This is a genomic window from Kitasatospora mediocidica KCTC 9733, from assembly GCF_000744225.1.
Classification (GTDB): domain Bacteria; phylum Actinomycetota; class Actinomycetes; order Streptomycetales; family Streptomycetaceae; genus Kitasatospora; species Kitasatospora mediocidica.
This window is the reverse complement of sequence record NZ_JQLN01000005.1, coordinates 583683-606417: the sequence shown is the minus strand read 5'-3', so window position 1 is coordinate 606417 and position 22735 is coordinate 583683. Positions and strand designations below refer to the sequence as shown.

Genomic DNA, 22735 nt, shown 5'->3' with positions numbered 1-22735 from the left:
CTGCCCGGGGGAGCGGGCCCGGAGGCCTGCTCCGGATCCGGTGCTTACTTGATGAAGATGTTCGACAGGTCGACCGCGCCCAGGACCGGGTTGTAGGCGACGCCGCCGAGGCCCGCACCGTAGACCTGGAAGTACTTGTCGTAGGTGGTCGGGATCATCGGGACATCATTGGCGAGGATGGTGTCCGACAGCTTCATCCACTCGGCAGCCTGCTCCTTGACGTCCGTGATCTTGTTGATCCGGTCCATCTCGGCGTTGCTGGTGGCGCTGTTGTAGTGCGAGTAGTTCGGCGCACCGTCACCGATGGTGCGGCCGTCCAGGGTCGGCGGGACGACGGTCGAGCCGACCGGCCAGTCGGCACCCCAGCCACTGCGGTACAGGTCGAAGCCGTTGTCGGGCTTGCCGATCTGCGTGTAGTAGCTGGTCGGGTCCAGCTCCTTGCGCTGCACGTTGAAGCCGGCTGCGTTCAGCTGGTCGGCGATCGCGGCGGTGGTGGTCTGCCAGCGGGTCGTGTTGGAGTACGCCAGCACGATCGTGTAGCCGACCTTGCCGGCGGCGGTCAGCATGGCCTTGGCCTTGACCGGGTCACCGTTCGGCGTGGCCTTGACGCCCAGCGGGTCGGTGTTCTGCCAGCCGCCCACGGTCGGGCTCATCAGGTTGCCCGCGACGTCGCCGGTGGCCGAGCCGCCGAGCAGCTTCTGGACCGTGGCGGTCGGGAACGCGACGGCCAGCGCCTTGCGGACGTTGACGTCGGTGACCCGGGTCGTGTTGATGTTGAACACGTCGACGTAGGGCTCGTACTGGTTGATCGTGCGGCTCGCGTACTGCGCGTCGCTCTGGATCGTCTTGATGCTCGCGTTGTCGGCGTTCGCGGCGATGGTGACCGCGTCCTTGTCGTTGCCCGAGCCGGCCATCAGACGCTGGGTCAGCAGCGCCTGGTCGATGCCGAGCTCGAACGACCACGAGTCCACGTTCGCGGCGCGGATCGGGTCGGTGCTCGGGTCCCACTCGGGGTTGCGCTCGAACACGAGGGACTTGTCGGGCTCGTACGACTTGATCTTGTAGGGACCAATCGAGACCGGGTGGTTGTTGTACTTCTCCTTGTCGTCCTTCGACCGCTCGATGGCCGTGATGTTCGGCATCTGGGCGGCGTAGGGCGCGTCGGCGTGCGGAGCCTGGAAGTGGAAGACGATGGTCTGCGCGTCGGGGGTCGCGATGACGCTGTCCGGCAGCTCACCCGCGTCCGGACCGGCGTAGACCTTGCGGTAGTCCGCGCCGGAGAGCCAGGTCTGGAAGTACGTCGCACCCTGGGTCTGGTACGGGGAGTACAGACGCTCGACCGCGTACTTGACGTCCTTCGAGGTGATCGGCGTGCCGTCCTCGAACTTCAGACCCTTCTTCAAGGTCCAGGTCCAGGTCTTGCCGCCGTCGCTCTGCGTGCCGGTGTCGGTCGCCATGTCGCCGACCAGGATGACCTTGCCGGTGGCCGGGTCCGTCTTGTAGCCGGTCAGCTGACGGCTGTAGAGGCTGCCGACGACCTGGTACGTGTTGACGTACTGCTGGCTCGGGTCCAGGTAGTCGAAGCCGGCCGGCTCGATGTCGTACGCCGTGCCGCCCTTCTTGGCACCAGCAGCGCCCTTGACCGGGCCCTGCGAGTCGGCAGCGGTGCCGAGGCCGAAGTTCGCCACCTCGGCGGTGGCCTTCTTGGCGTCGCCGCTCGAGGAAGAGCTACCCCCGCCACAGGCGGTCAGCGTCAGAGCGCTGACGGCCACGAGCGCCGGCATGATGGCTGCCTTGCGAAGTCTCATTGGTTCCTACCTGTCACTGGTCATCTAGGACTGGCCAGCGCGGACCGGCGGGGCGGCACTGCCCCGGGGTGGCCGGACTGGGGTGGAGCGGGGGTAGAACGTTGGTACCGAAAGCGGCGCGGCTCAGCGAATGGTCTTCGGGTCGAGCGCGTCTCGGACGGCGTCCCCGAACAGGCTGAACGCGACGGAGAAGATCGTCAGCGAGAGGCCGGGGAAGAGCAGGTAGGTCAGGTCGTTCTGGTAGTTGTTCACCGAGTCCAGGAACATCAGTCCCCAGTCGGGAGTGGGCTCGGTCATGCCGACGCCCAGGAACGAGAGACCGGCCTCGGCGGTCACGGTGAGCGGCAGCAGCAGCGTCACCTGGACCAGGATCGTGGTGGCCAGGTTGGGCATCAGTTCCTTGAAGATGATCCGCAGGGAGGAAGCACCTGCGATCTTCGCGGCCTCGATGTACTCGCGCTCGCGCAGGCTCAGCGCGAGACCGCGCAGCAGGCGGGAGGTGGCCATCCAGCCGAGGAGGGTCTGCACCAGGACGATCGCGATGACCCGGATGTGGATCGGGGTCTCCTCGTCGGGGCGGACGAAGAGGTTCAGCACGATCGGCGTGAAGGCGATGAAGAACAGCTGGCTCGGCAGGCCGAGCAGCAGGTCCGTGAAGCGCCCGACGAAGTAGTCGAAGCGGCCGCCCAGGTAACCCTGCGCAACACCGATGACGATGCCCAGGAGGCTGGACACGATCGTCACGATGATGCCGATGCCCATCGAGGTGCGGATCCCGTAGATCAGCTTGATGAAGATGTCGTAGCCGGTGTTCGGCGTGATGCCGAACCAGTGCTCGGCACTCATCCCGTAGCCGGCGCCCATCGGCACGCCGTAGTCGTCCAGCAGGTTCGGGTTACGGAGCCCGTAGGCGATGTAGGGCGACTGGCCGTACAGCGCGCTGATCACCGGAGCGAAGATGGCGAGCAGGAAGAAGAAGATCACGATACCGGCGCAGAGCACACCGATGCGGTTGCGCTTGAAGCGGCTCCAGGCAATCTGGCCCGGGGTGCGCCCAAGGAACTCGCCCGGCTTGTTGCCGGTGAGGTCCGTAGCGGACGCGACGAGGACCGGTTCGGTCTCTGTCGTGTCCTCAGTTGGCGTCGTCATGGTGCGAAAGCTCCCGCCGGTGGTCTGTGCAGCAGCAACGAGGAAAGAAGTTGGTCGAACGGACTCTCGCAACTCGTTTATCGAACGTCAAGAGTTTCTGAGTGCCTGAGCGTGCAGTTTTGGCTTCGTTCTGGAATGTCCACCAGGTTGTAGCTTTCAGCTACTTGACAAGCATCAGGCGAGACGCCATAAAACGGACATTCTCTCCCATATCTCGTTCATGAGTTCGTAACGAGGACTTAGTAACACCGGTATGTGAACGCGACACTCCGGGCTCCAGGGGGTCGACGCGCGTAGATGGTGACGTCCGGTTTGCCCGGTTCTGTGGGCATTACTCGCCGGTTTTCTGCGTCCGGTTATCGGACGGATTTGGCGGGATACCGCCAGCGGCGACTATTCGTCAGCCATTTGAGCGCCCTCTGGAATCCATCCGGAGAGGTGCTGCCCCCGTACTGTGTCAGTTACACGCCAGTGGCGGGATGTCGCCGGGAAACACGTCGGAGCCCCGAAGAGAGAAGCTCTTCGGGGCTCCGACGGTGATTCTTGACATGTCACGAACGGAACTTGAAGGTGCGCTCCGTATCTCCGTTGTTGGCGAAGACGGAGGCGATTCCGTCCGCGACATCCTGCGGGGTGATGAGGGCCGTCGTGCCGTCGGCCTTGCGGAACTTGATCCGGTCGAAGACGCCTCCCATGGCGCTGTTCAACTGGTCCAGATTCCACTGCGGGCCGATGGTTCCGGAGGCGTCCGGGCCGAGCGTCAGGGTCTTGCTCGCGATCGTCCTGGTGAAGACGAACCGCCTGCTGCCCGCCACGACCGTCACCTTGGCACTGACGATCTGCTTGCCGAGCCCGTCGGCCGCCTGCTGCAGGGCCTGCTGGGAGACCTTCGGCTGAGCGGCCGTCACGGCGAGGGAGATCGGCGGGTCGCTCTTGCCGGCGGCGCGGTCCTGGTAGCTCTGCTGGACCTGGTTGACAGCCGCGTTGCCGTCCACCGCCTGGCCGGCCTGGCCGGGCACCACGCTCGGGTCGCCCGGGTCGTTGAACTGGACGAAGCCCTCCTTGAGCCCCTGCGCGGACTGGCCGGCCAGCTGGTCCAGGGCCACCTTGAGCTTGGCCTGGTCCACCCGGACCTGCGGCGGCACGGCCTTGCTGTCGCCGGTCAGTGAACTGATCACGTCGACCGGGCTGTAGCTGTGCTTGGTCAGGCTGTCCACGGTGGCGGTGGTGTCGAAGCTGAGACCGGCGGTGGCCGGGTCGAGGGTCAACGCCTGGCCACCGATCTTCAGCTGTATCGGCTGCTGGCCGATCTTGCCGACGGTGGCGTCGAGCTGGTGGATCGCTTGGTCGCGACTGTCGCCACCGATGTCGGTGCCGAGCACCGTGATGCCGCGCGGGACGTCGGCCTGGTTGAGCATCAACCCGGTGCCGTAGGCGGCCGAACCCACGAAGAGGGCGCCGCCGACGGCGTAGACCAGCAGCTTCTGGGCACGCGGGCGGGGCTTGGGCTTGGCGGCCGAAGCCGGCTTCGGCTTCGCGGCCGGGCCGGGAGCGGCGGGCGCCTCGGGGGTCGGCCCCTCGGGCGGTCCGGCGTGCGCGCCGTGACCGGACGGGCCGGCGGGACCGGCGGCGAGTGGACCGGGCGGGGGCGGCGGACCGGCCGGGCGGGCACCGGCGGGCGCCGGGGGCATGGCGGTACCGGCGAGCCGGGGCGCGCCCTGGGGGCCGCCGCCGTACATGCCGTTCACGGGCAGCCCCGGTATGGCGCCGCCCTGCTGGATGTCGTCGCTGATCGGGCGGAAGCCGCCGATCTGAGTGTCCTCCGCGTCGCTGTTCTGCTCGGTGGCGAACCGGCCCTCGGCGAAGCCCTGCTGCGCCGGCTGCACCGGGGGCGCCGCCGCTGCCGGGGGGAACGGCCCGGCCGGGGGCTGCGAGCGGGCGAACCGGCCGGGCGCGCCTTGGCCCTGGGGCCGGCGCGGGGCCGCGGGGCCGGTGCCGAACGGGTCGGCCGCGGGTGCGGGCGTCTCGGCCGGGCGGGCGAAGGGGTCCCGGGGAGTAAAGGGGTCGCGTGCCGCACCATTCTGGTACGGCTCCGCCGCCGGGCCGCCCGCGTACGGATCGGCCGGGTAGCCGCCCTGCGGCTTACCGAACTGCTGACCGCCGCCGGTGGGGAACCCCTGGTCGGCGACCGGCGCGGGCTCGTTGCCGGTGCCGAACGCGGGCGCGAACGGCGAGGCCGGTGCCCCGGTCGGCCGCGGGGCCGGGATCTGCTGGGTGCTCTCGGCGGAGAACTGCGGAGTCGGCTGCCACCGCTCGTTGGACTCGTACGGCGAACCCGCGGCCGGCCCGGAGGCCGCCGGGTTCTGCGCCTGCGCCTGCGCCTGCGCCTGGACGGGAGCGGGAGCGGGAGTCGGCGTGGGGGCGGGAGCCGCCGCCGGCTCGGGTCGGCTCTTCTGCCGGGGCCGGAACCACTCGCCCGTGGACTCGGACTCGGCGGGCTCCGGAGCGTTCGGCGGAGTCTGCCACTCGGGCGGCAGGTTCAGCGGCGCACCACCGCGCGCGCCCGTCTCCATCACGCCGATCACCGGCGAGGCCGGCGAGCCGGAGCGGTGCCGCGGGCCGGTCGGCCCGGGCTGCTCGGCGGGCGCGGCCTCGGGCTCCTCGGGCTTGACGGTGCTGCGCATCACGACCGGCGGGATCGGCCGCGAGCCCGGGATGTTGATCGAGATCCGGGTGGTCAGCGTGGTCTCGGTCTTCGGAACGTCCGGCTCCGCCGCCCCCGCGGCGCCGTCCGTCGCCGGTCCCGGCCGACTGAAGGGGTCGCCACCAGGCAGCGGCGCCCCCGCGCCGTAGCCGTTCGCGACACCGGGCGTGCCGTAGGGCGGGGTGCCGGACGGGTAGGCGTCGGGACCCTCCCCCGGCCGCCGGCTCGGGGTACCCCCGCGGCGGGGCGGCGGGTAGGCGTTGTCAGATTCGCGGCTGCTCAATGCTGCTCTGCTCCGGGTTCGCGGTCGTGGCTGTCGGGCCACAGGCCGCGGGTTGCTGGGGCGTCCGGCCGGCCGGGCGGCCCGTCCGACGATGCTGCGGCACCACCATACTGGGAACAACTGAGTGCGGAACCGCTTCCGTTACCAGGTGATACGTCCGGTTCCGCACCGACGACACTACGGGCGAGCGGCCCTGACTGCCCGTCGTGCGCGGACAGCCGGACCTGAACTCAGTCCCGCTGGCGGGGGATGCCGAAGGCGAACGCCGAGCGGGTGGGCAGGGTGGCGCAGATCACCCCGGTCAGTGCGCCGATCAGCAGGTATGCGTACGAGTCAAAGCCGGCCGCGAGCACGAAGTCGCCCTCCGGCCGAGGCGCCATCAGGACCATCAGCATCAGGAACCAGCCGATCAGCGGGACGCCCGCGCCCAGCTTGGTCCCGGTCAGCCGCACGCCGCCGTAGAAGAGCGCGAGGTTGGCGACCAGAGCGATCAGAAGTCCCCATGGACTCCACAGGGTCTGCACAAAACACCCACAGAGTGCGACCAGAACTCCCAGCAGGAAAAGCACCGCGTAGCCGACGACCCGGCCGCGACGCGACGGCATCGGCTCGGCCAGCCGCTGTGAGCGGGTGCCGAACAGGACGTGCAGGGGAGTGCTCATCAGACCTCGATTCCGGCGAACAGGTCGGTCTCCGGGCGCTCGGGGCCCGGCTCGCCGTGGACCAGCTGGTAGCACTCGGTGGCCGACAACGGCTGGCCGAGGTTGTTGCTGAGGGCGAAGAACGCTCCCGAGACGGTGATCTGGGTGGCGTGCGCGGCCATCGCGGCGGCCTTGCGGTCGGCGTACTTCGCGCCGTCCAGCACGGTGGTGATCAGCTCGTCGTCGACCACGCCGGGGACGTCCGAGGGGGTGGCGACCGCGGGGTAGTGCGCGGCGGCCTCGCGCAGGCCGGCCAGCAGGGCGGAGCGCGGCACCCGGTTCCAGTAGACCTTGACGATCTGCCAGGCCGGGCCGAGTTCGGGATGGAAGGCCGGGTCGGCGGCCAGCTCGCGGGCCAGCGTCGCGACCCGGTGCGCCTGGATGTGGTCCGGGTGCCCGTAGCCGCCGTTCTCGTCGTAGCAGACCAGGACCTGCGGCCGGGTCTCGCGGATCACCGCGACCAGGTGGCCGGCGGCCTCGCGCAGGTCGGCCTGCCAGAAGCAGTCCGGCCGGTCGTTGTCGGGCACGCCCATCATCCCGGAGTCGCGGTAGCGGCCGGGGCCGCCCAGGAACCGGAAGTCGGCCACGCCGACTTCCCGCATCGCGGCCGTCAGCTCGCCGATCCGGAAGTCACCCAGGGTGTCCTCCCGATCCGCCGTCAACCGGGCCAGCTCGGGCGGGATCACTTCGCCGCCCTCGCCGAGGGTGCAGGTCACCAGGGTGACCTGGGCGCCCTCGGCGGCGTAGCGGGCCATCGTCGCGCCGTTCCCGATCGACTCGTCGTCGGGGTGGGCGTGCACCAGCAGCAGCCGGCGGTCGGGGGCAGTGGTCATGGGGAGCAGCCTAACGACCGCGCCCGCGCTCAGAGCTTCAGGCCATTGATCATCCCGGCGAGGTTGCTGGTCACCTGCGTGATGGACGGCGCGATGGAGCTGGAGGCCAGGTAGAAACCCAGCAGCGCACAGATGATCGCGTGGGCCATCTTCAGCCCGGATCGGCGGATCAGCACCACCACGATGACGAGCATCAGCATGGCTGCGGAGATGGACAAAGCCATGACGGCTCACACCCCTCTCGGGTGCGCCGCCCTGGACGGGCGGCGGTCGGGACCGTGGGACAGGCAGCGAACCGGACAGCCCTCGTCCGGATCCGCTGATCTAGGAATACCCGATCAGTGAGGATTGCATTACTTTCAGTGAGCCCGGATGTGTCGGGTCGCGGAGGCGTTGAGGGGGCGCATGCGCCGGTCGGAGGGGGTGCGGGGGGCCGTTCGGGGCAGTTCTGAGGTGTACGCCGAACGAGTGATCACGGGCGGGGTGAGGCCGTAGGGTTCGGTGCCATGACCACTGAAGCCGCCGCCGCCACCCCCGCGGACACCTTCCCCCGGCAGTACGCGCGGACCCTGCGCTACACCGTCGGCATGCCCCGATCCTTCGCCGTGGCATCCGACGGCTCCCGGGTCGTCTTCCTGCGCTCGCGATCGGGCACCGACCGGGCCAACCTGCTCTGGACCCTCGACCCGGCCACCGGCGCGGAGCAGATCGCCGCGGACCCGGCGGCGCTGCTCGGCGGCGGCGAGGAGGACCTCTCGCCGGCCGAGCGGGCCCGGCGCGAGCGCAGCCGCGAGGGGTCGGCGGGCATCGTCGGCTACGGCCTGGACGGCGCCGCCGAGCTGGCCGCCTTCGCGCTCTCCGGCCGGCTCTTCGCCGCGGACCTGACGGCCCTCGGCACGGTCCGCGAGCTGCCCGCCGCCGGCCCGCTGCTCGACCCGCGCCCCTCGCCGGACGGCCGGCACGTCGCCTACCCGACCACCTCCGGGCAGCTGCGTCTGATCGCCGCGGACGGCAGCGGCGACCGCCCGCTCGCCGAGCCGGAGCGCGCCGGGGTGACCTGGGGTCAGGCGGAGTTCATCGCGCAGGAGGAGATGAGCCGGGACCGCGGCTTCTGGTGGTCCCCCGACAGCGACCGGCTGCTCGCCGCCCGCGCCGACGACGCGCCCGTCCAGCGCTGGTGGATCGCCGACCCGGCCAACCCCGACAGCGTCCCCGCCGAGATCGCCTACCCCGCCGCCGGCACCCCCAACGCCGACGTCACGCTCTGGGTGCTGGGCCTGGACGGCTCGCGCGTCGAGGCCCGTTGGGACCGCGCGGCCCACCCGTACCTGGCCCGCGTGCACTGGTCGGCGGGCGGTCCGCCGCTGCTGCTCGTGCAGGCCCGGGACCAGCGCAGCCAGCTGCTGCTCACCCTCGACCCCGCGACCGGCCAGACCAGCACGCTGGTCGCCGAGCAGGACGCCGTCTGGCTGGAGCTCTTCAGCGGCGCGCCGGCCTGGACGCCGGACGGCCGCCTGGTGCGGATCAGCGACGAGCCGGGCCACCGCGCGCTGCTGGTCGGGGAGCGGAAGCTGACCGACGACACGCTGCACGTGCGCGCGGTGCTCTCGGTCGACGCGCGGACCGTCCTCTTCACGGCTGCCGCCGGTGAGGGCGACACCGAGGCCGCCCCGGGCCTGGTCGGCCTCTACCGGGCCGACCTGGACGGTTCGCAGACGGTCCTGCTGCGCCGGGCCGGCGCCCTGGACGCCGTCCGCGGCGGCGAGCTGACGCTGCTCTCCAGCTCCACGCTGGACCGGCCGGGCCGACGGGCCGAGCTGCTGCGCGGCGAGGAGACGGTCGCGGTCGTCACCTCGTACGCCCACACGCCGGTGCTGACCACCCGTCCGGAGTTCCGGCTGGCCGGCGCCCGCCGGATCCCGTCCGCCGTCATCCTGCCGACCGGCTACGAGCGGGAGCGCGACGGGCTGCTGCCGGTCCTGATGGACCCCTACGGCGGCCCGCACGGGCAGCTGGTGGTGCAGGCGCACAACGCCCACCTCTCCTCGCAGTGGTTCGCCGACCAGGGCTTCGCCGTCGTCGTCGCGGACGGGCGGGGCACCCCCGGCCGCAGTCCGGCGTGGGAGAAGGCGGTCGCCTTCGACTTCGCCGGCAGCACCCTGGACGACCAGGTCGAGGCGCTGCACGCGCTGGCCGAGGAGTTCCCGCTGGACCTCGGCAAGGTCGCCATCCGCGGCTGGTCCTACGGCGGCTACCTCTCCGCACTCGCCGTGCTGCGCCGCCCGGACGTCTTCCACGCGGCGGTGGCCGGCGCGCCGGTGACGGACTGGCAGCTCTACGACACGCACTACACCGAGCGCTACCTCGGCCACCCGGCCGAGCGGCCCGAGGTGTACGAGGCCAACTCGCTGATCGCGGACGCGCCGAAGCTGGAGCGCCCGCTGATGATCATCCACGGGCTGGCCGACGACAACGTGGTGGCCGCGCACACCCTGCGGCTCTCCTCCGCGCTGCTCGCGGCCGGCCGCCCGCACACCGTGCTGCCGCTGTCCGGCGTCACCCACATGACGCCGCAGGAGCAGGTGGCGGAGAACCTGCTGCTGCTCCAGGTGGACTTCCTGAAGGCCTCGCTGGGTCTGTGAACCCTCGTGCTCTCGGCATGACGGATGTCATGCCGAGAGCACGAGTCCGCACACTGCCGCCGGTACCCCGGCTCGCGGGAATCTTGAGGCGTCAGGACGCGAGAGAGGACCGGGGATGAGCAGCGGCGAAGAGGTTGCGGCCTTCAGGCAGGTGAGCAAGAGCTATGGGCGGGTCAAGGCGGTGAGCGGCCTCGACCTGGTGCTGCGGCCGGGCGAGACGGTGGCGCTGCTCGGACCCAACGGCGCAGGCAAGTCCAGCAGTCTGGACCTGCTGCTCGGGCTGCGTGAGCCCGACCAGGGCAGTGTGACGCTCTTCGGTGGCGCGCCGCGGGCCGCCATCGAGGCCGGCCGGGTCGGCGCGATGCTGCAGAGCGGCGGGCTGATGACCGACGTCAAGGTGCGCGAGCTGGTCCAGCTGGCCTGCGACGTCCACCCGCGCGGCCACCGCCTTGCCGACGTGCTGCGGGACGCCGGGATCGAGGAGATCGCCGACCGCCGGGTCGACAAGCTGTCCGGCGGCCAGGAGCAGCGGGTGCGCTTCGCGCTCGCCGTCGCCGGGGCCAACGACCTGATCGTCCTGGACGAGCCGACCACCGGCATGGACGTCTCGGTCCGCCGGCAGTTCTGGGCGACGATGCGCGCCCAGGCGGACGCCGGCCGGACCGTGCTCTTCGCCACCCACTACCTGGAGGAGGCGGACTCCGTCGCCGACCGGGTGCTGGTGCTGCACCGCGGGCGGTTGATCGCCGACGGCAGTTCGGCCGAGATCAAGGCCAAGGCCGGTGCCCGCCGGATCAGCTTCGAACTGCACTCCTCGGACGGCCCGTTCGAGGAGGCGATGCTGCGCGCGCTGCCCGGCCTGGTGTCACTGGAGGTCGGCGGCCACGCGGCGGGCGTGCGGTCGGTGCGGATCCGCAGCACCGACGCCGACGCCGACGTGGCCGGCCTCTACAAGGCCGGGCTCTATCCGCGCGGCCTGGAGGTCGGCAGTCTGGGCCTGGAGCAGGCCTTCCTGACCATCACGGGGGAGCAGGACGCCGAGGACGGCGTCCTGGAGACCGAGGAGAGCGCGCGATGATCACCCTGATCCGGCTGGAGATCCTGCGCAGCCTGCGCAACCGGCGGTACCTGTTCTTCACGATCCTCTACCCCGCGCTGATGTACTTCTTCTTCGTCAGCGTCTACAAGGGCGGTAGCGTCGCCGGCGGGGTCAGCGCCAAGTCGTACTTCATGGTCTCGATGGCCACCTTCGGCGCGGTCGGCGCGGTGCTCACCGGCAGCGCGCAGCGGATCTCGCTGGAGCGCAAGAGCGGCTGGGTCCGCCAGTTGCGGCTCACCGCGCTGCCCGGGCGGGCGTACACGCTGGCCAAGATCGCCTCCTGTGCGGCGACCACGCTGCCCGCGATCGTCGTGGTCTTCGCGCTCGGCGCGGTCGAGGGCGTCCGCCTGGGCGCCGGGCAGTGGCTCGGCCTGGTGGCGGTGCTCTGGCTGGGCAGCTTCGTCTTCGCGGCGCTCGGTGTGGCGCTGGGCTACGCGGCGGAGCCGAGCGCGGTGCAGCCGATCGTGATGATCGTCTACATGCTGATGGCGGCCTTCGGCGGTACCTGGTACCCGATCAGCGGCTCGATGCGGAACTTCGCCCGGTTCAACCCGGTGTACCTGTACAACCAGCTGGCCGGTTTCATCCACCCCGGCAACACGCTGGACGCCGCCGCCGCGGCCGGACTGGCCGGGTTCCTGCTGGTCTTCGTCGCCGCCGCGGCCTTCCTGTACCGCAGGGACACCAAGCAGGCATGATGGCCGTCATGCCCGAGACGCCGCTGGACCACCGCCCCGACGAGTCGCGGGAGGAGGGCCGGGGGCGTCTCAGCTTGCGGATGCAGCCCGGTGAGCCGGTGGAGAACCGCCGCCAACTGCTGGTCAAGCTCTGCTGGATGAGCGTGTGGATGGTCTACCTGGCCTATCCGATCGGGAACCTGCTGCACAGCGGGTACTCGACGGGCAAGACGGTCGTCGGCTGGTTGGCGATGGCCGCGTTCCTGGCCGGCTACCTGCTGCTGGTGGCCTACCGCTCGATGCGCGGGACGCTCTGGCGGGGCACCTACCCCCTGGTGGCGCTCCTGGTCGTGGTCGCCACGGCCACCTCGTTCGCCTACGGCCCGGCCTGGATCGTGCTCTTCACCTACACCTCGGTGGTCATCGGCGCGGTGCTGCCGACCAAGTACGCCGTGCGCGGGGTGCTGGCGACGGGTGTGCTGACCACGGCGGTCGCCCTGCTGACCCACACCGAACGCGCCGCGCTGCCCAGCCTGCTGCTGCCGGCCTTCCTGAGCGGTCTGGCGATGACCGCGCTGCAGCGACTGATGTCCACCATGCGGGAGTTGCGCGAGGCCCGGGAGACCGTGGCGCACCTGGCGGCCGCCGAGGAGCGGCTGCGCCTGGCCCGCGACCTGCACGACCTGCTCGGTCACTCGCTCTCGCTGATCACCTTGAAGAGCGAGCTGGCGGGCCGTTTCATGGACCAGGACAGGGCCGAACAGGCGCGCGCCCAGGTGGCCGACATCGAACAGGTCGCCCGGCAGTCGCTGATCGACGTGCGGGAGGCCGTCAGCGGCTTTCGCCGCCCCACCCTGCCGGTCGAACTGGCGGCCGCCCGCAGCGCGTTGGCGACCGTCGGGGTCACCCTGGAGGTCGCGCCGACGGCGGCCGAGGCCAGGCCAGGGCTCGGCCCGACGGAGGCCGGCGCGCTGGCCTGGGCGCTGCGCGAGGCCGTCACCAACATCGTCCGGCATGCCGAGGGCGCCACCCTGTGCACGGTGGGGATGGACGAGACCTGGGACGGCGACGGCAGCCGGTTCGCCGTGCTGGACATCGCGGACAACGGGCGCGGAGCGGGCAAGTCCGGCCCGGGGAACGGTCTTTCCGGGCTGGACGAGCGGCTGGGCCTGGTCGGCGGCCGGCTGGAGCACGGCCCGGGTGCGTCCGGCCGGGGTTTTCGGCTGCGCGCCCTGGTCCCGCTCGCCGCGACCGCCTCGGAAACCGCCGGGGAGCGGGCACTATCGTCGGACGCATGACCGATGATCAGAGTTCGACCGCCATCCGCGTGCTGCTCGCCGAGGACCAGGGCATGGTCCGCGAGGCGCTGGCCGCATTGCTCGGCCTGGAGGGCGACATCGACGTGGTCGCCCAGGTCGCCCGCGGCGACGAGGTGGTGGCGGCGGCGCTGGCCCACGACGTCCAGGTCGCCGTGCTCGACATCGAGATGCCGGGGATGACCGGGATCGAGGCGGCCGCGGCACTGCACCGGGAGAGCCCGCAGACGAAGATCGTCATCGCCACGACCTTCGGCCGCCCCGGCTACCTGCGCCGGGCGATGGAGGCCGGCGCGGACGCGTTCCTGGTCAAGGACGCCCCGGCCGCCGAACTCGCCGAGGCGGTACGGCGGGTGCTGCGCGGCGAGCGGGTGATCGACCCGGTCCTGGCGGCCGCCGCCCTGGCCGAGGGCGCCAACCCGCTGACCGGGCGCGAGCGGGACGTGCTGGCGGCGGCCTCGGACGGCGCGCTCAACGCCGAGATCGCGCGTCGGCTGCACCTGTCGGAGGGGACGGTGCGCAACTACCTCTCGATGGCGATCCAGAAGACCTCGGCGCGCAACCGCACCGAGGCGGTTCGGGTCGCCCGGGAGAAGGGCTGGCTCTGAACGTACGGCGGTTTTCGGTCAGTTGAGTCGGTGCCGGGCCGCCTTGGCCTCCTGGCGGACCCGGGTGGCGGACTCGGGGTCGAAGACGTCCAGGATCTCGGCGTAGGCGTCCATCTCGGCCGCGCCGGCCAGGAAGTCAGCGGTGCGCACCAGCAGTTCGGCACGTTCCAGGCGCAGTTGGGCGGGGTGCCGGGGGAGCAGGAGTGAGAGCTCGGTGGCCCACAGCTGCGTCCTGGCGTGCTCGGGCCGGTCCGCCGCCCAGCTGCGGATGTTCCCCAGCACCCGCAGCACGATGTCCAACGGCTGCGCGGGGGTCAGGAGTTCGGCGGAGAACGGGTGGCCGGAGGCGGTCACCAGGGCGGCCGCGTCCTGCGCCGAGAGCAGCCGCCCACCGTGGAACGGGTCGGCCAGCACGTACTGGTCGGGGCGGTCCGGACTGCCGACCGCGACGATGAAGTGGCCCGGCAGCGCCACCCCGTGGACCGTCAGCCCGGCCCGGGCGGCGACCGCCGTCCAGACCAGCGACAGCATGATGGGCAGCCCGCGCCGGCGCCGCAGCACGTCCGGCAGCAGCGAGGACTCCAACCGGCGGTAGTCGGACGGCTGTCCGTGGAACCGCTCGCGCCCGCCCAGGACGGCCGCCAGCAGCGCGGCGGTCTCCTCCGGCGTGCCGGGGCGGCGCTCGGCGACCGCCAGCCGGACCGCGGTCGCATGCCGGTCCAGGGCGGCCTGGCAGGCCGCCGACAGCGCGTCCAGGGTCGGGGCGGGCTCCAACCGGCCGTCCTCGGTGTAGGCGGAGTCGGCCAGGGTGTGTTCGGCGGCCGCGAGCAGGCAGAGCAGCACCGGATCGGGGTGCTCTGACCTGGCCTCGGTACGGAAACGGGCTCTGCTCTGCTCGGTCACGGTGGCTGTGGCGGCTTTCGTGCGTGCGGGCTCTGAACCTACGGCGGGGAACCTAGCCGGGATGCTACGGCCGGGGAAGCCGGGCGTAGTGGTAAGTGTGACTGGTCGTGAAGCCGAGTCCGTCATAGAGCGCGATCGCCGCCGCATTATCGGCCTCCACCTGGAGGTAGCCGCCGGTCGCGCCCTCCTCGGCGGCACGGGCTGCCAGCACGGCCATCACGGTGCGGGCCAGCCCCTGGCGGCGGGCCGCCGGCCGCACCTCGATCGCGCCGAAGCAGGCCCAGGCGCCGTCCACGACGCACCGGCCGATCGCCGTCGGGGGCTCCTGCGGGTCCGCGGCCGGGACGGTGGCGAACCAGACCGAGGGACCGCCGTGCAGCACCTTCAGCGCGGCGGCGTCGCGCGCCGGGTCGCCGCCGGCCCGCCGGTAGGCGGACAGCCACTGCGCTCCGGCGGTGCGGGAGAGCCGGACCCGCTCGGGAGCGTGCCCGACTCTGGTCAGCGGGGCGATCGGTGCGGTGCGGACCAGGGTGGGGCTGAGTCCGGCGCCGAGCTTCGCCAGTTCGCCGGCGAGGTCGTCGGGCGAGCCGGGCGAGCTGACCTCGACCAGGGCCGGCAGGTCGCGGGCGGCGTACCACTGCCGGACCCGGGCCAGCGCCTCGGGCAGCGGCAGGCCGGGGTCGCCCAGCGCCTGGACGGAGTTGGCACGCTGGGTGAAGCCGGACGAGGCGCGCAGGGTCCACTCGCCGAGCGCCTCCTGCTCGACGGCGGGCCAGCCACGGGCGGCGATCCGCTGGAGCTCGACGGAGCCGGCCTCGGGCAGCGGTGCCCGCCGGGCCGGGAAGAGCGGTACGACCTTGCCGGCGACCAGCGCGGCGTCCGCGATCTCGGCGACCGTGTTGTCGCGGCGGACCACGGAAAGGCCATGATCGTCCCAGGATGTGAGCAAGCCGATCACATCGCGGAACACCGGCCGCCCGGTGGTGTCGTCGCGCAGGGCGTCCAACACCCTGACGGACACCCGTCGTCCCACGTCAGAGCGGTCTATCCGGACCTCCGGACGAGTCTCCGCAGCGGGTCCCAGGTTCCTCAAGCCAACCTCCTGTGCATTTGTCGCCCCTGACCCGCGATACTAGGTGCGGGCATCGACTACGCCGCGCTCACCCGCGCATGCAGGAAATACTTTGGGCAGCCAGCCCTTCCGAGGAGGAACGACAGCGTGACCTACGTCATCGCGCAGCCTTGTGTGGACGTCAAGGACAAGGCATGCATCGAAGAGTGCCCGGTCGACTGCATCTACGAGGGGCAGCGCTCCCTCTACATCCACCCGGATGAGTGCGTCGACTGCGGTGCTTGTGAGCCGGTTTGCCCGGTTGAGGCCATCTTCTACGAGGATGACACTCCGGAGGAGTGGAAGGACTACTACAAGGCGAACGTCGAGTTCTTCGACGAGCTCGGCTCGCCCGGTGGTGCCTCGAAGCTCGGTCTGATCGAGCGGGACCACCCCTTCATCGAGGCACTCTCGCCGCAGAACCAGGGCGACCACTGACGATCGGCGGCAGCTGAGCTGTGAGCACCAAAGATGCCGTGCGCGCGCCGTTCCCGGGACACCCGGGGGCGGCGCGCCGCGTATCCGACCTTCTTCCCACCTTCCCCTGGGACAAGCTGGAGCCCTACAAGGCGACCGCGCTGGCCCACCCCGACGGGATCTGCGACTTCTCGGTCGGGACCCCGGTGGACCCGGTCCCGGATCTGATCCAGCAGGCGCTGGCCGGCTCCAGCGACACGCCCGGGTACCCCACCGTCTGGGGCCCGCTGGCGCTGCGCCAGGCCGCCGCCGACTGGCTGCGCCGTCGCATGGGCGCCGACATCGGCCCGCAGGCCGTCCTGCCGACGGTCGGCTCCAAGGAGCTGGTGGCCTGGCTTCCCGGACAGCTGGGCCTGGGCCCCGGTGACCAGGTGGCCTTCCCCCGGCTCGCCTACCCGACGTACGAGGTCGGCGCGCGGCTCTGCGGCGCCGAGCCGGTGGCCTACGAGGACGTCGACGAGCTCGACCCCGCGCGGGTGCGGCTGCTCTGGCTGAACTCGCCGTCCAACCCGACCGGTCGGGTCCTGACGGCGGCCCAGCTGCGCCGCGCCGTGGAGTGGGCCCGGGAGCACCGGGTGCTGCTGGTCAGCGACGAGTGCTACCTGGAGCTCGGCTGGGAGGCCGAGCCGGTCTCCGTGCTGCACCCGGACGTCTGCGGCGACTCGCACGAGGGCCTGCTGGCCGTGCACTCGCTCTCCAAGCGCTCCAACCTGGCCGGCTACCGGGCCTCCTTCGTGGCCGGCGACCCGGTGGTGGTGCGCGAGCTGCTGGAGATCCGCAAGCACGGCGGGATGATCGTGCCCGCCCCGGTGCAGGCGGCGACCGTCGTCGCGCTCGGCGACGACGCGCACGTGGCCGAGCAGCGCGCGCGGTACGCGGCGCGCCGGGCGGCGCTGCGGGAGGCGCTGGAGGGCTACGGGTTCCGGATCGAGCACTCGCAGGCCAGCCTCTACCTCTGGGCGACCCGGGACGAGCCCTGCTGGGACACCGTGGCCGAACTGGCGCGGCTGGGCATCCTGGTGGCGCCCGGCGACTTCTACGGACCGGCGGGCGACCGCTTCGTCCGGGTCGCCTTCACCGCCACCGACGAGCGGGTGGCCGCAGCGGTGGCCCGCCTGCGGGGCTGAGCCGCGGATACGACGAGGGGCTGGAGGAGCGCGGCGTGCGCTCCTCCAGCCCCTCGTCAGATGTGTCAGCTGACGGCCGGCGGGTGCTGCAGCGAGCCGGTCAGGCCGCCCAGCAGGGCGCCGAGCGGGTTGTTGTTGGCGCCGCCCAGGTCGGGCAGGGCGCTCAGCCGGTGGGTGCCGTCGGCCGCGTGGCCGGCCAGCTGGTCGGTGCCGGGCAGCGCGCCGGTGCTCGGCAGGCCGTGCGAGAGGCCACCGACCACCGGCAGCGAGCCGAGCGTGTCACCGGTCGGCAGCGCGCCGCCGAGCCGGTTGGTGGCGGGCAGCGCGCCGCTCAGCCGGCTGGTGGCCGGGACGGAGTCGGTCAGGTGCGTGGCGGCGGCCAGCGGGTTGCTCACGGTGTCGGCGTTGACCACCTTGTCCACCCCGCTCACGGTGGGCAGGCCGGGCATGTTGCTCATCGCGCCGGCCGGCATCGCGCGGTGCACGGCACTGGGCGCCAGCAGGCCGGCGAACGTGGTCGCCGGGGTGGTGAGCAGGCCCGCGACGCCGGTGGCGTTGGTGGTGGTGTTCTGCGGGGTGAGGTCGCCCAGGCTCTTGTCGCTCTGCGGCAGGGCGGTGGCGGCGGCGGTACCCGTCGTGTCGGCGGCGGCGGGCACGACGGTGCCGACCGCGATCGCGCCCGTCTTGCCGAGCGCCTGGCCCACCTGGTGGGTCTCGGTCTTCAGGTTCGAGTCCGAGGTGACACCGTCCAGCTTGCTGACCCCCGAGGCGAGGTCGGTGTGCTGCGGGACCAGCTCGGCGGCCGAGGCCGAACCGGCGACGAGCAGCGGTGTCGCACCGGCCGCGACGAGCAAGGCGGCCTGGGCGATCCGACGCGTGAGGGGGAGAGACATGGTGCTCCAATGAGGTGAGGACAGGTCGGTCCGACTGGCGAACGTCGTGTTTACCGCTTGAGGAGCGAGAAGGTTTCGGCCGCTTCGGGCAAAGACTCCCTAAAGATCGCATGATCCTTTTTCTGACATTCCCGACATTTCGCCACCTGATCGGCGCTCTGCGGAAACGTCACTTCCCTTGCCGCGCAAAGGACCGACGGGTTGACGCCGGGGTCGCCCGGGCTGTGCGCGGGCGACCCCGAAGGGGGCGTGGCAGGTCTCGTCGGCTTGACGCGGTTCACCCACCTGGAGGGGTGTCGGGCGCGCGTTCGTCAATCTGAGGTGACGGCTGCTCAGTGCTTGGACGTCGGCATGCCGAGGGTCAGCAGGACCCGGTCCGTCACCGTCGCGGTGGCGGCCGGCAGGGCCTTCCAGCCGTCCGCCGAGCGGTCCACCCGCCAGGCCTTGCCGTCGAAGGCCACCGAGCCGATGCCCAGCTCCTGGGCGTGCGCCACCGACCACTGGGCCACCGCCCAGCCGCTCTGCAGCTGCGCGTCGGCCCCGGCGTCCGTATTGGCGGTCGGGTCGGGCGTGAGCGCCAGGGTGTCGGCGGCCGTCGCCCCCGGGTCCGCCGAAGGCGTCGCGGATCCCGTCGCGGTGACCGGCGCGACCGTCACCGCATGGCCGAACTCACGGCGCACCCGGTCGCTGACCAGCTGGGCCGGGTTGGCGGCCGGCGACGCGGCGGGCGAGGGCGAGACGGCGTCGGCGGCCGGCACCCCGATCCCGTCCTGCGGGGTCAGCTGGTGCACCGTGCAGGTGAACGAGGCCGGGGCGCGCCCGGTCAGCGCCAGGGCGAGCATGTCGGCGTTGGCCTCGTGCTTGGCGTACGCGCTGGGGTAGCCGCTCTTCTGCACCGCCTGGGCGGCGTCGGTGAGCGGCAGCCGCGCGTACCCCGGCACCTTCACCAGGGCGTCCAGGAACTTGTTGGTGGAGTACACCGGGTCCTGGATCTGCTGGGCGGTGCCCCAGCCCTGCGAGGGCCGCTGCTGGAAGAGCCCGAGCGAGTCCCGGTCGCCGCCCTCCAGGTTGCGCAGCTTGGACTCCTGGAGCGAGGTGGCGAGTGCGATGGTCAGGGCCCGTTCGGGCAGCCCGCGGGAGATGGTGACCGCCGCTATGGTCGCGGCGTTGGAGCCCTGCTCGATGTCCATCGTCACCGGCTTGCCGCCTGCCGGGGTCACGGCGCAGCCCTCCGGCGCGACGGCCGCCTGGTGCCGGTTCCAGATCAGCAGACCCGCCATCACCGCCGTGGCCAGCAGCAACACCGTCAGCACCCAGCGGATCGGCCGTCGCCGGCCACCGGCCGCTTCCTCGTCGATGGCCACCACGGCCCCTCTCACCTCGGGTTGTTACCGCACACCGTACTCATTCACCACGAACTCGGACGACTGTGCGGTGCCCACCGGTTGCGCTGCGGATCCCGCTCGGCCCGGGCGCCCGGCGATCGCCCTCCGGTCACCGGAGCGGGGAGCGGCGCTACGCTTGGCGACCATGACGAGCCCGAACAGCGCCCTGGCCGCCCTCGACCTCTCCCTGGACGGCGGCGCGCTCACCGCGCAGCTCGTCGACTTCCCCTCGGTCAGCGGGGACGAGCAGGCACTCGCCGACGCCGTGGAGGCCGCCCTGCGCGGCTACCCGCACCTGACCGTCGACCGCTACGGCAACAACGTGGTGGCTCGCACCCGGCTCGGCCGCGCCGAGCGGGTCCTGCTCGCGGGCCACCTGGACACCGTGCCGATCGCCGACAACCTGCCCTCCCGCGTCGACGGCGACCTGCTCTACGGCTGCGGCACCTCCGACATGAAGTCCGGTGTCGCCGTCCAGCTGCGCCTCGCCGCGACGCTGACCGAGCCCAACCACGACCTCACCTTCGTCTTCTACGACTGCGAGGAGATCGAGGCCGCCCGCAACGGCCTGGGCCACCTGGCCCGGGAGCGGCCCGACTGGCTGGCGGCCGACTTCGCGGTGCTCATGGAGCCCAGCGGCGCGATGGTGGAGGGCGGTTGCCAGGGCACCCTGCGGGTGAAGGTCACGCTGACCGGGACCCGCGCCCACGCGGCCCGCAGCTGGCTCGGCGACAACGCCATCCACCGCGCCGCCGAGGTGCTCGGCCGACTCGACGCCTACCAGCCGCGCCGGGTCGAGATCGACGGCCTGGAGTACCGCGAGGGCCTCAATGCGGTCGACATCCGCGGCGGGGTGGCCGGGAACGTGATCCCGGACGAGTGCGTGGTGACCGTCAACTTCCGCTACGCGCCGGACCGCAGCGAGGCCGAGGCCGAGGAGCACGTGCGCGACGTGTTCAAGGGCTTCGCGGTCGAGGTGACCGACTCCGCCCCCGGCGCGCTGCCCGGCCTGGCGCAGCCGGCCGCCCAGGCCTTCCTGGCCGCCACCGGCGGCGCCGCCCGCGCCAAGTTCGGCTGGACCGACGTCGCACGGTTCAGCGCGCTCGGCGTCCCCGCCGTCAACTACGGCCCCGGCGACCCGAACCTCGCCCACAAGCGCGAGGAGCACTGCTCGTTGGCGGCGATCGCCGAGTGCGAGCAGCGCCTGCGCGACTGGCTCACCGCCGAGTGACCGCCGGCCACTGACCGCCGTTCGCCTGCCGGTCACCGGACCGCCCGCCCGCCGTTCCCCCCGATACGGGTGCGGCGGGCGTACTGTTTCGTCATGACAGGGACATCAGCGCACGACGGCGCAGACGGACGGCACTTCGGCCACGGGCCGGAGTTGGTGGAGAGCCCCGAGTTCGGTTCGGAGCCGGCGAAGAAGAGCGTGCCGGAGAAGCAGAAGGGTCCGGTGCTGCTGCGCCGCGACCAGGTCGGCACCAGCACCACGGACCAGCGCCTGCTGGACACCACCGGACCCACCGACTGGTTGCACACCGATCCCTGGCGGGTCTGGCGGATCACCTCGGAGTTCGTCGAGGGTTTCGGCGCCCTCGCCGAACTCCCGCCCGCGGTCAGCGTGTTCGGCTCGGCGCGGACGGCCGTCGACTCGCCCGAGTACGCGGCGGGGGTGGCGATCGGCCGGGCCCTGGTGGAGGCCGGCTTCGCGGTGATCACCGGCGGCGGCCCCGGTGCGATGGAGGCCGCCAACCGCGGCGCCTCGGAGGCCGGTGGGCTGAGCGTCGGCCTCGGCATCGAGCTCCCCTTCGAGCAGGGGCTCAACGAGTTCGTCGACCTCGGCCTGAACTTCCGCTACTTCTTCGTCCGCAAGACGATGTTCGTGAAGTACGCGCAGGGCTTCGTGGTGCTGCCCGGCGGCCTCGGCACGCTGGACGAGCTCTTCGAGGCGCTCACCCTCGTGCAGACCAAGAAGGTCACCCGGTTCCCGGTGATCCTCTTCGGCACCGCCTACTGGGGCGGCCTGGTGGACTGGCTGCGCACCACCCTGGTCGCCCAGGGCAAGGCCTCGCCCGCCGACCTCGACCTGTTCCACGTCACCGACGACCTGGACGAGGTGCTGAAGATCCTGGCCGAGTGCCGCCGCCCGAACGGCGAGATCTGACGGCTCAGGCCAGTCCCCGGCGGGCCACCGCCGGGGGGCGGGTGCCGCGGATCGACGCCACCATGTCGAGCACCTGCCGGGTCTCGGCCACCTGGTGCGCACGGTAGATCCGGGCGCCCAGCCAGGCCGAGACGGCGGTGGTGGCGAGCGTGCCGAGCAGCCGTTCGTCCACCGGCTTGTCGAGCGTCTCCCCGACGAAGTCCTTGTTGGAGAGCGAGACCAGCACCGGGAAGCCGGTCGCCGTCATCTCGGGCAGCCGGCGGGTGGCCTCCAGCGAGTGCCGGGTGTTCTTGCCGAAGTCGTGGCCCGGGTCGATGATCAGCGCGTCCCGCCGCACCCCCAGCGCGGCGGCCCGCTCGGCCAGGCCGACCGTGACGTCCAGGATGTCGGCCATCACGTCCGCGTAGCCGACCCGGTGCGGCCGGGTGCGCGGCTCGGCGCGGCCCGCGTGGGTGCAGACCAGGCCGACGTCGTGGCGGGCGGCGACCTCGGCGAGCCTGGGGTCCGCGCCGCCCCAGGCGTCGTTGAGCAGGTCGGCGCCGGCCTCGCAGACCGCCTCGCCGACCTCGTGCCGCCAGGTGTCCACGCTGATCACGGCGCCCGGGTGGCGCCCGCGCAGTTCGGCGACGAAGGGGACGGTCCGGCGCAGCTCCTCCTCGACCGTCACCTCCTCGCCCGGCCCGGCCTTGACCCCGCCGATGTCCAGGATCGCCGCGCCCTCGGCCATCGCGCGGTCCGCGGCGGCGAAGGCGGCCTCGTCGGCGAAGGTCGCACCACGGTCGAAGAACGAGTCGGGGGTGCGGTTGACGATGGCCATGATGACCAGCTCGTCGTCGCCGAACTCACGTGGTCCCA

At 71.9% G+C, this 22735-nt stretch carries 20 protein-coding genes; 9 read left to right on the top strand and 11 right to left on the bottom strand.

Features of this window, described 5'->3' with window-relative positions; all coding sequences use genetic code 11:
* Positions 1 to 44: 44 nt before the first annotated feature.
* From BS80_RS16775 to BS80_RS16750, 6 genes are all read right to left on the bottom strand, one after another.
* On the bottom strand, positions 45 to 1784 hold the full coding sequence (locus BS80_RS16775; protein ID WP_232246509.1) for an ABC transporter substrate-binding protein: 1740 nt from the start codon (positions 1782 to 1784) through the stop codon (positions 45 to 47).
* 147 nt (positions 1785 to 1931) lie between these two features.
* Entirely contained in the window at positions 1932 to 2957 is a 1026-nt protein-coding gene (locus BS80_RS16770) for an ABC transporter permease (RefSeq protein WP_035798262.1), read from the bottom strand.
* A gap of 551 nt (positions 2958 to 3508) precedes the next feature.
* Positions 3509 to 5944, bottom strand: a complete 2436-nt coding sequence (locus BS80_RS16765; protein WP_035798260.1) for a peptidoglycan binding domain-containing protein — start codon at positions 5942 to 5944, stop codon at positions 3509 to 3511.
* 230 nt (positions 5945 to 6174) lie between these two features.
* A complete protein-coding gene (locus BS80_RS16760; RefSeq protein WP_232246508.1) occupies positions 6175 to 6606 on the bottom strand; it encodes a DUF6113 family protein in 432 nt (143 codons plus the stop codon).
* Complete coding sequence (mshB, locus tag BS80_RS16755; RefSeq protein WP_035798258.1) at positions 6606 to 7478, bottom strand: N-acetyl-1-D-myo-inositol-2-amino-2-deoxy-alpha-D-glucopyranoside deacetylase; 873 nt, start codon at positions 7476 to 7478, stop codon at positions 6606 to 6608. The genes BS80_RS16760 and mshB overlap by 1 nt, the downstream gene beginning before the upstream one ends.
* A 29-nt stretch (positions 7479 to 7507) precedes the next feature.
* Positions 7508 to 7702: a DUF2304 family protein gene (locus tag BS80_RS16750; protein ID WP_035798256.1), complete on the bottom strand. Its 195-nt coding sequence runs from the start codon at positions 7700 to 7702 to the stop codon at positions 7508 to 7510.
* A 282-nt stretch (positions 7703 to 7984) separates the two neighbouring features.
* On the opposite strand from BS80_RS16750, the gene BS80_RS16745 reads away from it, so the two are divergent.
* The 5 genes from BS80_RS16745 (at position 7985) to BS80_RS16725 (ending at position 13820) form a co-directional block, all read left to right on the top strand.
* On the top strand, positions 7985 to 10120 hold the full coding sequence (locus tag BS80_RS16745; protein WP_035798253.1) for a S9 family peptidase: 2136 nt from the start codon (positions 7985 to 7987) through the stop codon (positions 10118 to 10120).
* Positions 10121 to 10235: 115 nt separating this feature from the next.
* Positions 10236 to 11198, top strand: coding sequence for an ABC transporter ATP-binding protein (locus tag BS80_RS16740; RefSeq protein WP_051966701.1), 963 nt, complete (start codon positions 10236 to 10238; stop codon positions 11196 to 11198).
* On the top strand, positions 11195 to 11917 hold the full coding sequence (locus tag BS80_RS16735; RefSeq protein ID WP_035798252.1) for an ABC transporter permease: 723 nt from the start codon (positions 11195 to 11197) through the stop codon (positions 11915 to 11917). Before BS80_RS16740 ends, BS80_RS16735 begins: the two co-directional genes overlap by 4 nt.
* Positions 11918 to 11925: 8 nt before the next feature.
* Positions 11926 to 13194, top strand: a complete 1269-nt coding sequence (locus BS80_RS16730; RefSeq protein WP_232246507.1) for a sensor histidine kinase — start codon at positions 11926 to 11928, stop codon at positions 13192 to 13194.
* Positions 13191 to 13820: a response regulator transcription factor gene (locus tag BS80_RS16725; RefSeq protein WP_035798250.1), complete on the top strand. Its 630-nt coding sequence runs from the start codon at positions 13191 to 13193 to the stop codon at positions 13818 to 13820. The genes BS80_RS16730 and BS80_RS16725 overlap by 4 nt, the downstream gene beginning before the upstream one ends.
* A gap of 18 nt (positions 13821 to 13838) precedes the next feature.
* Here the strand turns inward: BS80_RS16725 and BS80_RS16720 are convergent, their stop codons facing one another.
* Entirely contained in the window at positions 13839 to 14723 is an 885-nt protein-coding gene (locus BS80_RS16720; protein WP_035798248.1) for a transglutaminase family protein, read from the bottom strand.
* 64 nt (positions 14724 to 14787) lie between these two features.
* Positions 14788 to 15807: a GNAT family N-acetyltransferase gene (locus tag BS80_RS16715; RefSeq protein WP_157536581.1), complete on the bottom strand. Its 1020-nt coding sequence runs from the start codon at positions 15805 to 15807 to the stop codon at positions 14788 to 14790.
* Positions 15808 to 15942: 135 nt separating this feature from the next.
* On the opposite strand from BS80_RS16715, the gene fdxA reads away from it, so the two are divergent.
* Together fdxA and dapC are read left to right on the top strand one after the other, a co-directional pair.
* Positions 15943 to 16272, top strand: coding sequence for a ferredoxin (fdxA, locus tag BS80_RS16710; RefSeq protein ID WP_035798246.1), 330 nt, complete (start codon positions 15943 to 15945; stop codon positions 16270 to 16272).
* 20 nt (positions 16273 to 16292) lie between these two features.
* Complete coding sequence (gene dapC / locus BS80_RS16705; RefSeq protein WP_035798244.1) at positions 16293 to 17438, top strand: succinyldiaminopimelate transaminase; 1146 nt, start codon at positions 16293 to 16295, stop codon at positions 17436 to 17438.
* 65 nt (positions 17439 to 17503) lie between these two features.
* Here dapC and BS80_RS37765 read toward each other — a convergent pair whose 3' ends face one another.
* Together BS80_RS37765 and BS80_RS16695 are read right to left on the bottom strand one after the other, a co-directional pair.
* The gene (locus BS80_RS37765) at positions 17504 to 18331 is read right to left on the bottom strand and encodes a hypothetical protein (protein ID WP_051966698.1); all 828 of its coding nucleotides are present in this window, start codon (positions 18329 to 18331) and stop codon (positions 17504 to 17506) included.
* A 332-nt stretch (positions 18332 to 18663) separates the two neighbouring features.
* Entirely contained in the window at positions 18664 to 19698 is a 1035-nt protein-coding gene (locus BS80_RS16695; protein ID WP_232246505.1) for a hypothetical protein, read from the bottom strand.
* Between the two features lie 163 nt (positions 19699 to 19861).
* Here BS80_RS16695 and dapE point away from each other — a divergent pair, with 163 nt between their 5' ends.
* Together dapE and BS80_RS16685 are read left to right on the top strand one after the other, a co-directional pair.
* Entirely contained in the window at positions 19862 to 20947 is a 1086-nt protein-coding gene (dapE, locus tag BS80_RS16690; protein ID WP_035798242.1) for a succinyl-diaminopimelate desuccinylase, read from the top strand.
* A 93-nt stretch (positions 20948 to 21040) separates the two neighbouring features.
* Positions 21041 to 21880, top strand: a complete 840-nt coding sequence (locus BS80_RS16685; protein WP_083974806.1) for an LOG family protein — start codon at positions 21041 to 21043, stop codon at positions 21878 to 21880.
* A 4-nt stretch (positions 21881 to 21884) separates the two neighbouring features.
* On the opposite strand, the gene folP is transcribed toward BS80_RS16685, so the two are convergent.
* The gene (gene folP / locus BS80_RS16680) at positions 21885 to 22697 is read right to left on the bottom strand and encodes a dihydropteroate synthase (RefSeq protein ID WP_051967123.1); all 813 of its coding nucleotides are present in this window, start codon (positions 22695 to 22697) and stop codon (positions 21885 to 21887) included.
* Positions 22698 to 22735: the final 38 nt, after the last annotated feature.